The sequence below is a fragment of the Luteibacter sp. OK325 genome (genome assembly GCF_003050935.1).
GTDB lineage: Bacteria > Pseudomonadota > Gammaproteobacteria > Xanthomonadales > Rhodanobacteraceae > Luteibacter.
This window is the reverse complement of record NZ_QAOX01000006.1, coordinates 182,871-194,821: the sequence shown is the minus strand read 5'-3', so window position 1 is coordinate 194,821 and position 11,951 is coordinate 182,871. Positions and strand designations below refer to the sequence as shown.

General features: G+C 64.2%; 8 protein-coding genes. All 8 read left to right on the top strand.

Annotated features, from left to right (window positions below):
- The first annotated feature begins 32 nt into the window (after positions 1 to 32).
- The 8 genes from rimP (at position 33) to C8J98_RS14345 (ending at position 11,909) form a co-directional block, all read left to right on the top strand.
- Positions 33 to 578: a ribosome maturation factor RimP gene (rimP, locus tag C8J98_RS14380; RefSeq protein WP_107914000.1), complete on the top strand. Its 546-nt coding sequence runs from the start codon at positions 33 to 35 to the stop codon at positions 576 to 578.
- A gap of 45 nt (positions 579 to 623) precedes the next feature.
- Positions 624 to 2,138, top strand: coding sequence for a transcription termination factor NusA (gene nusA / locus C8J98_RS14375; protein WP_107913890.1), 1,515 nt, complete (start codon positions 624 to 626; stop codon positions 2,136 to 2,138).
- Between the two features lie 133 nt (positions 2,139 to 2,271).
- Positions 2,272 to 5,232 (top strand): translation initiation factor IF-2, encoded by a 2,961-nt coding sequence (gene infB / locus C8J98_RS14370; RefSeq protein ID WP_107913889.1) that lies wholly within the window; start codon positions 2,272 to 2,274, stop codon positions 5,230 to 5,232.
- Between the two features lie 76 nt (positions 5,233 to 5,308).
- A complete protein-coding gene (gene rbfA / locus C8J98_RS14365) occupies positions 5,309 to 5,692 on the top strand; it encodes a 30S ribosome-binding factor RbfA (protein WP_071925061.1) in 384 nt (127 codons plus the stop codon).
- 149 nt (positions 5,693 to 5,841) lie between these two features.
- The gene (gene truB / locus C8J98_RS14360; RefSeq protein ID WP_107913888.1) at positions 5,842 to 6,759 is read left to right on the top strand and encodes a tRNA pseudouridine(55) synthase TruB; all 918 of its coding nucleotides are present in this window, start codon (positions 5,842 to 5,844) and stop codon (positions 6,757 to 6,759) included.
- Between the two features lie 141 nt (positions 6,760 to 6,900).
- Positions 6,901 to 7,167: a 30S ribosomal protein S15 gene (gene rpsO, locus C8J98_RS14355; protein WP_046981277.1), complete on the top strand. Its 267-nt coding sequence runs from the start codon at positions 6,901 to 6,903 to the stop codon at positions 7,165 to 7,167.
- A gap of 24 nt (positions 7,168 to 7,191) precedes the next feature.
- Positions 7,192 to 9,297: a polyribonucleotide nucleotidyltransferase gene (gene pnp, locus C8J98_RS14350; RefSeq protein ID WP_107913887.1), complete on the top strand. Its 2,106-nt coding sequence runs from the start codon at positions 7,192 to 7,194 to the stop codon at positions 9,295 to 9,297.
- 242 nt (positions 9,298 to 9,539) lie between these two features.
- On the top strand, positions 9,540 to 11,909 hold the full coding sequence (locus C8J98_RS14345) for a glycoside hydrolase family 3 N-terminal domain-containing protein (RefSeq protein ID WP_107913886.1): 2,370 nt from the start codon (positions 9,540 to 9,542) through the stop codon (positions 11,907 to 11,909).
- Positions 11,910 to 11,951 lie beyond the last annotated feature (42 nt).

Sequence of the window (11,951 nt, the reverse complement as noted above, 5' to 3'; positions counted from 1 at the left end):
TGTTTCTGGCGAATGGAAAAACCGCAGGTAACGTGGATACCAACGCACTTACACAACGCTTTTCAGACATCGTGGCCGAGTTGGGCCTCGAAGTGCTGGGTATGGATTTCGCGCCGTCCGACGGGCAGCAGACGCTGCGCGTGTACCTGGACGTGCTCGGTGCCGAGCGCGATCGGCGCGAGGCGGCGGAGCTTCCGGTCGAAGTGACGGTTGAGGATTGCGAGGCGGCAAGCCGCGAGTTCTCGGCCTACCTCGACGTTGAAGATCCGATCCCCGGCAACTATGTATTAGAAGTCTCCTCACCCGGCATCGACCGCCCCCTGTTCACGGCGGAGCAGTTCGCGCGCGTGAGCGGTCAGGAAGTCAAAGTGCTGCTGAAGGCCCCGATCGAGGGTCGTCGGCGCCTCAAAGGCAACGTCATTGAAGTAAATGGCGAGCACATTGTGGTCGAGGGCGAGGCTGGAAAATTTGAATTCGAGCATGCGGACGTCGAAAGCGCCCGCGTGGTTCCCGACTGGGTGGCTCTCGGCTACGCGCCGCAGCCAAAGCCCACGCCGGGCGGAAAGAAACCCAAATAACGAAACGACGGGGTGCCGCGGGGCATCCTTACGGGAGTAGCGGCAATGAGCAAAGAACTTTTGCTGGTAGTCGACGCGGTCGCCAATGAAAAGGGCGTACCGCGCGAAGTGATTTTTGACGCCATGGAAGCGGCGCTGGCCTCGGCTGCCAAGAAGCGCTACCCCGATGAGGATCCGGACATCCGTGTCGAGATCGATCGCAACACGGGTGATTACGAGACGTTCCGGCGCTGGGACATCATCGCGAACGACGGCGAGATGGAAGACCCGTCTTATCAGATTCGCCTGATGGACGCCGAAGACGAAGCCGGTGAAGGCGAAGTCGCCGAGATTGGCGGCGCCATCGAACACCAGGTCGAGAACGCCGAGTTCGGTCGCATCGCAGCGCAGGCCGCCAAGCAGGTCATCGTGCAGCGCGTTCGCGAAGCCGAGCGCCAGCAGGTGGTCGACGCTTTCGTGGATCGCGTGGGCGAGCTCGTCACCGGTATCGTCAAGCGCGTCGAGCGCGGCAACGTCTACCTGGACCTCGGCAGCAACGCCGAAGCCTTCATCCCGCGCGACAAGACGATTCCTCGCGAATCGGCCCGCGTCGGCGACCGCGTTCGCGGTTACCTGTACGAAGTGAAGTCGGAAATCCGCGGTCCGCAGCTGTTCGTTTCGCGCAGCGCACCGGAATTCATGATCGAACTGTTCAAGCTCGAAGTGCCGGAAGTCGGCCAGGGCCTGGTCGAGATCAAGGGCTGCGCCCGCGATCCGGGCGACCGCGCGAAGATCGCCGTCGTGGCGCACGATAGCCGCACCGATCCCATCGGCGCGTGCATCGGCATGCGCGGTTCGCGCGTGCAGGCCGTGTCCAACGAGCTCAACGGCGAGCGCGTCGACATCATCCTCTGGCACGACAACCAGGCGCAGTACGTCATCAATGCGATGGCGCCGGCTGAAGTGCAGTCCATCATCATGGATGAAGAGAAGCACTCCATGGACATCGCCGTTGCCGAGGACAAACTGTCCCAGGCCATCGGTCGTGGTGGCCAGAACGTGCGCCTCGCCAGCAAGCTCACCGGCTGGCAGCTCAACGTGATGACGCAGGACCAGGTAACGGCGAAGAGCGAGGCCGAACAGGCCGCCGCACTGCAGCTGTTCCAGGACAAGCTCGAAGTGGACGAAGAAATCGCCGGCATCCTGGTGCAGGAAGGCTTCTCGTCCATCGAAGAAATTGCTTATGTGCCGAGCGCCGAGCTGCTCAACGTGGAAGGCTTCGACGAAGACATCGTCGAGGAACTCCGTGCTCGCGCCCGCGACGCCCTGCTGACCGAGGCACTGGCTGCCGAGGAAGGCGTGGAAGAAAATCCGCCTTCCGAGGAACTGCTCGGTCTGGACGGCATGGACGATGCGACCGCCTTCGCGCTGGCGGATCGTGGTGTGAAGACGCTGGACGACCTGGGTGACCTCGCCGTCGACGAACTCATCGATATCGAAGGCATGACAGAGGAACGCGCTTCGCAGCTGATCATGGCTGCGCGTGCTCCGATGATCGCCCGCCTGGAAAAAGGTGGCTAAGCGCGAGACCGGAAGCGTCCTGGACGGACGCCTCGAGGGAGGCCATGAGGTCTCCCGCCATGGATGGAGGCAGCCGTACGGGTCATCGTCGGCACGTAAGGTTACGCGCGGGAACGGCGGAGAATAAAGAACGATGTCGGACGTCACTATCAAACAACTCGCCCATCAATTGGGCCTCCCGGTCGACAAGCTGCTTGGGCAGCTTGGCGAAGCCGGTATGAAATTCTCCGATGCGGAGCAGGTCATCAGCAGCACCGAAAAGGTAAAGCTGCTCGGATTCCTGCGTCGCACGCATGGCAAGAACGACGCCGCTCCCGAGACGGATGAAACGGCGCCTCGCCAGATCACCCTCAAGCGCCGCACCGTCGGTGAGCTGAAGGTCAGCTCCGGGACGGGGCGTGGTGCAGGCGCGGCCAAGACGGTCAACGTCGAAGTCCGCACCAAGCGTACCTACGTCAAGCGCAGCACCATCGCCGAAGACGCTTCGCACGATCCGGAACGTGAGGACGCCGCGCGAAAGCTGGCCGAGTCGCACGCCCAGCGTGAGAGCGACGAAGCGCAGCGCCGCGAGGACGCCGAGCGTCGCCAGGCCGAAGAAGCCCGTCAGGCTGCCGAGGCCGAGGCGCGTCGCCAGGAAGAGGCTGCCGCCGAAGCCCGTCGTCATGCCGAGGCCGAGCAGGCCGCCGAGCGTGCGCGCGCTGAAGCCGCACAGGCGGCTGCCAAGGCGTCGCCGACTTCTGCCGATGCGACGTCGGTCGCGACGCCTGCAGCCGCTCCGGCTGCTCCGGTCGCTCCGGTGACCACGTCCTTCACTGATGAGAATGGCGTGACCCACCAGACAGGCAAGCTCGATACGCGCAGGCTCGGCATGATCACGCCGACCATCCATGAGCCGCGTAAGCGCGAACGCGTCATTCCCAAGCCCGTTCCCGCACCGGCACCGGCCCCTGCGCCGGCACCGGTCGTGGCGGCAGCTCCTGCGCCTTCGCCGGCACCGGCGCCGCGTGCGGCCGCACCTTCGCCCGCTCCGCGTCCGGCCCCCGGCTCGGTCGCAGCCGCCAACGATTCGCGCGGCAACGCGCGTCCGAAGCACGGCGGCGGTGGCGGCGGTGGTGGCGGCAACAGCGGTGGCCCTGGTCGCGGCGGCAACGACCGCGACTCTGGCGGCAAGCGCTTCGGCGGTGGCGAGATGCACCTGTCCGACGCCGACCGCGCGCGTCGCTCCAGCGCCAACCGTCGTGGCGGCGGCAAGGTCCGCGGTCGCGCCGAAGCCCCGCGTGGCGGTGCTTCGTCCGGTGGTCCGCATGGCTTCACGCGTCCGACCGCTGCGGTGGTCCGCGATGTCGTGATCGGCGACAACAACCTCGTCACCGATCTCGCCCAGAAGATGGCCGTGAAGGGTGCCGAAGTGGTCAAGGCACTGTTCAAGATGGGCGTCATGGCGACCATCAACCAGACCATCGACCACGACACGGCTGCACTGGTCGTCGAAGAGCTCGGTCACAACCCGGTTCGCGCCACCGAGAACGATGCGGAAGCCGCGCTGCAGACGCAGACGCAGACCGCCGAGCTCGAAGGCGAGAAGGTAACGCGTCCGCCAGTGGTCACGATCATGGGTCACGTCGACCATGGCAAGACCTCACTGCTGGATTACATCCGTCGCACCAAGGTCGCTTCGGGCGAAGCCGGTGGCATCACGCAGCACATCGGCGCGTACCACGTCGAAACCAGCCGCGGCGTGATCACCTTCCTCGATACCCCGGGCCATGCGGCGTTTACGTCCATGCGTGCCCGCGGTGCGCAGTCCACGGATATCGTGGTGCTCGTGGTTGCAGCGGATGACGGCGTCATGCCGCAGACGATCGAAGCCGTGAAGCATGCGCGCGCCGCCAAGGTGCCGCTCATCGTCGCGCTGAACAAGATGGACAAGGCCGGTGCCAACCCGGACAACGTCAAGCAGGGCCTCGGCCTGCTCGAAGTCATCCCTGAAGAGTGGGGCGGCGACACGCCGTTCGTGCCGCTCTCGGCGAAGACCGGCGACGGTGTCGATGCACTGCTCGATGCCATCTCGGCCCAGGCCGAAGTCATGGAACTCAAGGCGGTGGCCGATGGCCGCGCGTCGGGTGTCGTGATCGAATCCAGCCTCGACCGCGGTCGCGGTCCGGTGGCGACCGTGCTGGTCCAGCAGGGCACGCTGAAGAAGGGCGACTTCGTCGTCTGCGGTGTCGAATACGGCCGCATGCGTGCACTGGTCGACGAAACCGGCAAGCAGGTCAACGAAGCCGGTCCGTCGATTCCGGTGCAGGTGCTCGGTCTGTCCGGCGTGCCGGAGTCGGGTGACGACTTCGTCGCCGTGAAGGACGAGCGCCTGGCCCGCGAAGTGGCGGCCGAGCGTCTGCTCAAGCGTCGCGAAACCCGCCTGGTCAGCAAGTCGAACCGTCTGGAAGACATCATGGCCCAGATGGGCCAGGGCCAAGGCCAGCAGACCCTCAACATCCTGGTCAAGGCCGATGTGCAGGGTTCGGTCGAGGCACTGCGCGATTCGCTCACCCAGATCGGCAACGACCTGGTCAAGGTGAACGTGATCTCCTCCGGCGTGGGCGGCATCACCGAGTCCGAGGCCACGTTGGCCACGGCCTCGAAGGCGCTGATCATCGGCTTCAATGTCCGTGCCGACGCATCGGCTCGCAAGGTGATCGACACGAACGGTCTCGATGTCCGTTACTTCTCGATCATCTACGACGTGATCGACCAGGTCACGCAGGCGGCTACCGGTCTGCTGGGCATGGAGATCCGCGAAGAGATCATCGGTGTCGCGCAGGTTCGTGACGTGTTCCGTTCGTCGAAGTTCGGTGCGGTCGCGGGCTGCATGGTCATCGAAGGCAACGTCAAGCGCAGCAAGCCGATTCGCGTGCTGCGTGACAACGTGGTCGTGTTCCAGGGCGAACTCGAGTCGCTGCGCCGCTTCAAGGAGCTCGTCGACGAGGTCCGTAACGGCATGGAATGCGGTATCGCCGTCAAGCAGTACAACGACGTCAAGGTCGGCGACCAGATCGAGTGCTTCGAGCGTATCGAAGTGCCTCGCACGCTGTAACTTGCGTCAGCTTGCCTCCCCGGTTCGCCGGGGAGGCTTTATTCGTTAGTGCACCTATCAAAAACTGGAGGCGGATATGCCGTCCCGTGATTTCAAGCGTACCGACCGCGTGTCCGCCCAGCTTCGCCGCGAAATCAGCGAACTGTTGCATGCCGCCGTGCGCGACTACGCGCTGCCTTCGGCCAGCGTGTCGGATGTAGAAGTAACCCGCGACCTCGACTGGGCCACCGTGTGGGTCACGGCGCTCAAGCCTGAAGAGTCGCCGGTGGTGATGAAAGCGCTTAAGGAGCTCGCTCCCGAGTTCCGCCATGCGCTGTCGAAGTCCATGATCCTGCGCAAGGTGCCCCAGCTGAAGTTCAAGTACGACGAGTCCGTCGATACGGGTGAACGCATCGAGCGCCTGCTGCGTGAAAATCCGGTTCCCCCGGCCGATCCGGCCGACGAGCCCAAAGAAGACTGACAAAGGGCATGTGGGAGCCGCTTCAGCGGCGATGCTCTTGTAGGAGCCGATTCATCGGCGATCGGGTGCTCGCGGCAAACTGGCCCGCTGGCGCGGGATCGCCGATGAATCGGCTCCTACATTTTTGTCCCATGCCGTAATTTCTATCTATGAACCGCCGAACCTTCCGTGACATCCACGGCATCCTCCTGCTCGACAAGCCACTCGGCCTGAGTTCCAACCAGGCTTTGCAGACGGCACGTCGGCTCGTGGGCGCGGCCAAGGGTGGCCATACGGGCAGCCTCGATCCGCTCGCCACCGGGCTGCTGCCGCTGTGCTTCGGCGAAGCGACCAAGCTGGCCGGCTGGCTGCTCGGTTCGCGCAAGGCCTATGAAGCCGAGGTGCGGCTGGGCACGACCACGACGACCGCTGATCTGGAAGGAGATGTGGTCGAAACGCGTCCCGTGCCAATGTTGGATGACGCGACGATCGAGGCCGCCCTGGCGCCACTTCGTGGCCACATCGTGCAGATCCCGCCGGCCTACTCGGCGATCAAGCAGGACGGCGTACCCCTTTACGTGCGAGCCCGGCGTGGCGAGGCGGTGGACGTGCCGGCCCGTGAGGTCGACGTCTACCAGCTCCAGGTGACCGGGCGCGAGGGCGATACCATCCGCCTGCACGTCGAATGTGGCTCCGGAACCTATGTGCGCAGCCTTGCGGTCGATTTTGGCGCCAACCTAGGTTGCGGCGCGCATCTGACCGGACTGCGTCGTCTGTGGGTCGAACCGTTCATGCAGCCGCCGATGATCACGCTGGAAGCCCTGCGCGAGGCCGCTGAGACGGGGCCGGACCAGCTCGAAGCCTGCCTGTTACCGGTCGATGCCGGACTGTCACATATCCCCCGGGTGGAACTTGATCCCGAGCAGACCCGGATTTTCGGCTTCGGTCAGCCTGTTCCGCTGGGGCAGGGTGTGGAATCAGGGCGTTGCGCTGTCTGGGGTGTGGACGGGCGTCTCATGGCGCTAGGGGAAATCGCCGACGACGGCCTGCTCCGGGTGCTTCGGGGTCTCAACCTCCCGACCGCTTGACCGGGCTTGTTGCCGCTACGCGCACGACGTTACAATAGAGTGCTCGTTTCATAGCATTCAACACTTTGCGAAGCTTGCGCAACTTCAGCGGACCGCTGAGGTTGCGCAAGCTTCGCACCCGCTTTTAAGGAATCGATTCACATGCTTACCCCCGAACAGACCGGTCAGATCATCAAGGATTTCGGCCGCAAGGAAAATGACACCGGCTCGACCGAAGTCCAGGTCGCCCTGCTGTCCGCCAACATCCTGCAGCTGCAGGACCATTTCCAGGCTCACAAGCAGGACCACCACTCGCGTCGTGGCCTGCTGAAGATGGTCAACCAGCGCAAGAAGCTGCTTTCCTATCTGAAGGCAAACGACCTGGGTCGCTATCAGACCCTGATCGAACGTCTCGGCCTGCGCCGCTAAAACGAACAGGACGAGGAGATCACGGTGGCGAAAGTAACCAAGTCATTCCAGTACGGTAGTCACGAAGTCACACTGGAGACGGGCGAAATTGCCCGCCAGGCATCCGGTGCGGTCATGGTCAGCATGGGCGGCACTGTCGTTCTGGTCACTGTCGTCGCTGCCCCCAAGGCGCGTGACGGCCAGGACTTCTTCCCGCTCACGGTCGACTACATGGAGAAGTTCTACTCCGCGGGTCGCATCCCGGGTGGCTTCTTCAAGCGCGAAGGCCGTCCGACCGAGAAGGAAACGCTTACCTCGCGCCTGATCGATCGTCCGCTTCGTCCGCTGTTCCCGGAAGAGTTCCGCAACGAAATCCAGGTCATCGCACAGGTTGTGTCGCTGAACCCGGAAGTCGACGGTGACATCCCGGCGCTGCTCGGTGCTTCGGCTGCGATGCGCCTCGCCGGCGTGCCCTTCAAGGGCCCGATCGGCGCGGCTCGCGTCGGTTACGCGAATGGCCAGTACATCCTCAACCCGACCGCAGCACAGCTGAAGACCTCCGACCTCGACCTCGTCGTCGCCGGTACGTCCAGCGCCGTGATGATGGTCGAGTCGGAAGCCAAGCTGCTCAGCGAAGACGTCATGCTCGGCGCGGTGGTGTTCGGTCACCAGCAGATGCAGCTCGCGGTCGACACGATCAACGCCTTCGTCGCCGAAGCCGGCGTCAAGACGTTCAAGTGGGACGCTCCGGTCGCCAAGACGGCACTGTTCGACGCGGTCAAGGCCGCCGTCGGCAACCGCTTCACCGAAGCCTTCCAGATCCGCGACAAGCTCGCCCGTCGTGACGTCGTCAGCGCGCTCAAGAGCGACGTGAAGACGACCATCGCCGCCGCAGCCGAAGCCAATGGCTGGACCGATGGCGACATCGGCAACGCCTTCGGCGAAGTCGAGTACCGCACCCTGCGCGACGGCGTCCTCAGCACGAAGGTCCGCATCGACGGCCGCCAGCTCGACGACGTCCGCCCGATCTCGGTGCGCGTCGGCGTCCTGCCGCGCACGCACGGTTCGGCGCTCTTCACCCGCGGTGAGACGCAGGCCCTGGTCGTTGCCACGCTCGGCACCACCCGTGACTCGCAGCTCATCGACGCGCCGGAAGGCGAGTGGAAGGACACGTTCCTCTTCCATTACAACTTCCCTCCGTTCTCGGTCGGTGAAACCGGTCGCGTCGGTAGCCCGAAGCGTCGCGAAATCGGCCACGGCCGTCTCGCCAAGCGCGGCGTGCAGGCTGTCAAGCCGACGATCGAAGAGTTCCCGTACGTCATCCGCGTCGTCTCGGAAATCACCGAGTCGAACGGCTCCTCGTCGATGGCTTCGGTCTGCGGTTCGTCGCTGGCCATGATGGATGCGGGCGTCCCGCTGAAGTCGGCGGTCGCCGGTATCGCCATGGGCCTGGTGAAGGAAGGCAACGACTTCGTCGTGCTCTCCGACATCCTCGGTGATGAAGATCACCTCGGCGACATGGACTTCAAGGTAGCCGGTACCGCCGATGGCGTGTCCGCGCTGCAGATGGACATCAAGGTCGACGGCATCACCGAAGAAATCATGCGCACGGCGCTGGCCCAGGCCAAGCGCGGTCGCCTGCATATCCTCGGCGAAATGGCCAAGTGCATCACCGAAGCCCGCTCGGAAATGAGCGAGTTCGCACCGCGCCTGCTCACGATCAAGATCCACCCGGACAAGATCCGCGAAGTCATCGGCAAGGGTGGCGCGACCATCCGTTCGATCACCGAAGAGACCGGCACCACGATCGACATCACCGATGACGGCAACGTGGTCATCGCGTCGGTCAACCGCGAAGCCGCCGAAGCCGCGCGCAAGCGCATCGAGCAGATCGTTTCGGACGTCGAGCCGGGCCGCATCTACGAGGGCAAGGTCGCCAAGCTGATGGACTTCGGTGCATTCGTCACGATCATGCCGGGCAAGGACGGTCTCGTTCACGTCTCGCAGATCTCCAGCGAGCGCGTCGAGAAGGTCTCGGACAAGCTCAAGGAAGGCGACATCGTCAAGGTCAAGGTCCTCGAAGTCGACAAGCAGGGCCGTATCCGCCTGTCGATGAAGGCTGTCACCGAAGACGAGAACGTCACGGGCTGAACCATCGCCTGACGTGTCTCCAAAAAACCCGGCATCGAAAGATGTCGGGTTTTTTTTGGACAGTTGCCGCGTACTTGTGGGAGCCGCTTCAGCGGCGAAGGTTTGCCTGTGCTGGCCTGCTGCTGCGGGATCGCCGCTGAAGCGGCTCCCACATCCTTTCTGCGGTTTACCAGGAGGCATGTAAACGTTTACATTCCCGGTTCGTTCCCGTCGCCAGCCGGCGGCTTGCTCCCGGAGAATGCATGAGCTCACTGCTCCGTCATCGCCTGTGCCTGCCTGCGCTGTTTCTGAGCGCATCCCTCACGCTGACCGCTTTGGCCAACGCCACAGCTGCCGTCGATGACCCGGCCGTCCCGGTATCGAACGGGCAACTGGCATCGCCGCGGATCGAGCGGCAGGTGAATGCGCTGTTGGCCCGCATGACGCTGGCGGAGAAGATCGGGCAGCTGGTGCAATACGGTGCCACTGGCGGTTCCATACCCAAGGATGGCGACGCTATTGCCGTTAACCCGGAAACGCAGACACAGGTCGATGCACTCGCGCTGGCACGCCGGGGCGAACTGGGCTCGATGCTCAACGTGACTGGTGCCGCGAAGACCCGCCAGTTTCAGGAGGCGGCCCTGCATAGCCGGCTCGGCATCCCGCTGCTGTTCGGCGCCGACATCATTCACGGCTATCGCACCATCTACCCCGTACCGCTCGGCCTGTCCGCGACGTGGGACCCATCGCTGGTGCAGGAGCTCTCTCGTATGGCCGCCGTGGAGGCAACGACGGCGGGAGTGAAATGGTTCTACTCGCCCATGGTCGACATCTCGCGTGATGCGCGCTGGGGCCGTTCGACCGAAGGTGCGGGCGAAGATGCCTACCTCGGTGCCGCCATGGCGCGCGCTTATGTTCGCGGGTACCAGGGCAGTGACCTGGCCGATCCGGAAAGTGTGGCGGCATCCGTCAAGCATTTCGCCGCTTATGGAGCGGCCGAGGCGGGGCGCGAATACAACACCACGGATATGTCCGACATCCGCCTGCGCCAGGTGTACCTGCCGCCGTATCGTGCGGCCGTGGATGCGGGTGCGGCGACGATGATGAGCGCGTTTAACGCGCTCAACGGTGTGCCCGCCACGGCCAATGCTTATCTCATGACGGATATCCTGCGAAAGGAATGGGGCTTCGACGGTTTCGTGGTGAGCGACTTCACGGCGGTGATGGAGCTGACTCATCATGGCGTGGCGCTGGACGCCGCCACCGCGACACGGAAAGCGCTGCAGGCTGGTGTCGAGGTGGACATGATGAGCCACTTCTACGACACCCAGATTCCGAAGCTACTCGAGGAAGGAAGGCTGTCCATGGCCACCGTGGACGAGGCCGTGCGACGCGTGTTGCGCGTCAAGTTCGCACTGGGGTTGTTCGAACATCCGTATGCGCGCGGCACCGAGGTAACGCAGGCGGTGGAAGCGCATCGGCCTCTCGCACGGCGCGCAGCCGGGGAATCCTTCGTCCTGCTGAAGAATGGCGGGCAGGGCGTGACCCCGGTGCTGCCTCTGGATAGCCACGTAAAGAAGCTGGCACTGATCGGACCGCTGGCCGATGCGGCCGGCGAGATGCAAGGCGCCTGGGGTGGTGCGCAGCATTTCCCCGACGTCGTCACGTTGCGCAGTGGCCTTGCCGCACGCATGAAGGCGCGAGGTGGCGAGTTGCTCTACGCGCGCGGCACCGACGTCGAGACGGGGTCAGAGGCCGGCTTCGCGGAAGCGATCGAAGCGGCAGCCCAGGCCGATGTGGTGGTGATGGCGCTTGGCGAATCGTCGCGCATGAGTGGTGAAGCGGGTTCGCGGGCGCAACTGGACCTGCCGGGCAACCAGCAGGCACTCCTGAAGCGAATTGTTGCCAGCGGAAAACCCGTGGTTTTGCTGGTGTTCTCGGGGCGCCCGCTGGTGCTCGACTGGGCCGACCAACATGTGCCTGCGATCATGGCCGTGTGGTTTCCCGGCACGGAGGCAGGCAATGCCGTAGCGGACGTCCTGTTTGGCGACGTGGCACCCAGTGGCAAGCTGACCATGAGCTTCCCTCGTGCGGTAGGACAGGAGCCGCTTTACTACGATCAGTTTCCGACCGGTCGCCCGCCGGGCGATGCCGACCTCGCGAAGCCGCCTTCCCGAGACACGGCGTTCATCTCGCGCTATATCGATGTGCCCAACGATGCGCTCTACGCCTTCGGCCACGGCCTGTCCTACACCACCTTCGGCTATTCAGACGTCCAGGTGTCACGCGCCAACGTACCGTTGGCGGAAGCGAAGAGTACGGGCGCTAACGATGTGGTCACCGTGTCCGCCACCGTGACGAACACGGGCCAGCGTGCGGGCACCGAAGTCGTGCAGCTTTACGTGCGCAACCTCGGTGCCAGCATCGAACAGCCGATACGCAGCCTGAAGGGCTTCCAGCGTGTCGAGCTGCAGCCCGGGGAGTCCAGGCAGGTCACGTTCCGGCTGGGCTTTTCGGAATTGTCGTTCTGGAACGCGAAAAGCGTCGAGGTTGTCGAGCCGACCCAGTACACCGTGTGGGTGGGGGGTAGCTCCAGGGCCAGCCAGCAAGCCGTCTTCACGATCACACCCTGACGAACCGGCGCGTCCGCTCGTTTCGTGCCGTACCATACCCGC

Bases quoted from the DNA above. Each gene is read 5' to 3' on its own strand.
- nusA (WP_107913890.1), top strand. From the start codon at position 624: ATGAGCAAAGAACTTTTGCTGGTAGTCGACGCGGTCGCCAATGAAAAG.
- infB (WP_107913889.1), top strand. From the start codon at position 2,272: ATGTCGGACGTCACTATCAAACAACTCGCCCATCAATTGGGCCTCCCG.
- rbfA (WP_071925061.1), top strand. From the start codon at position 5,309: ATGCCGTCCCGTGATTTCAAGCGTACCGACCGCGTGTCCGCCCAGCTT.
- truB (WP_107913888.1), top strand. From the start codon at position 5,842: ATGAACCGCCGAACCTTCCGTGACATCCACGGCATCCTCCTGCTCGAC.
- rpsO (WP_046981277.1), top strand. From the start codon at position 6,901: ATGCTTACCCCCGAACAGACCGGTCAGATCATCAAGGATTTCGGCCGC.
- C8J98_RS14345 (WP_107913886.1), top strand. From the start codon at position 9,540: ATGAGCTCACTGCTCCGTCATCGCCTGTGCCTGCCTGCGCTGTTTCTG.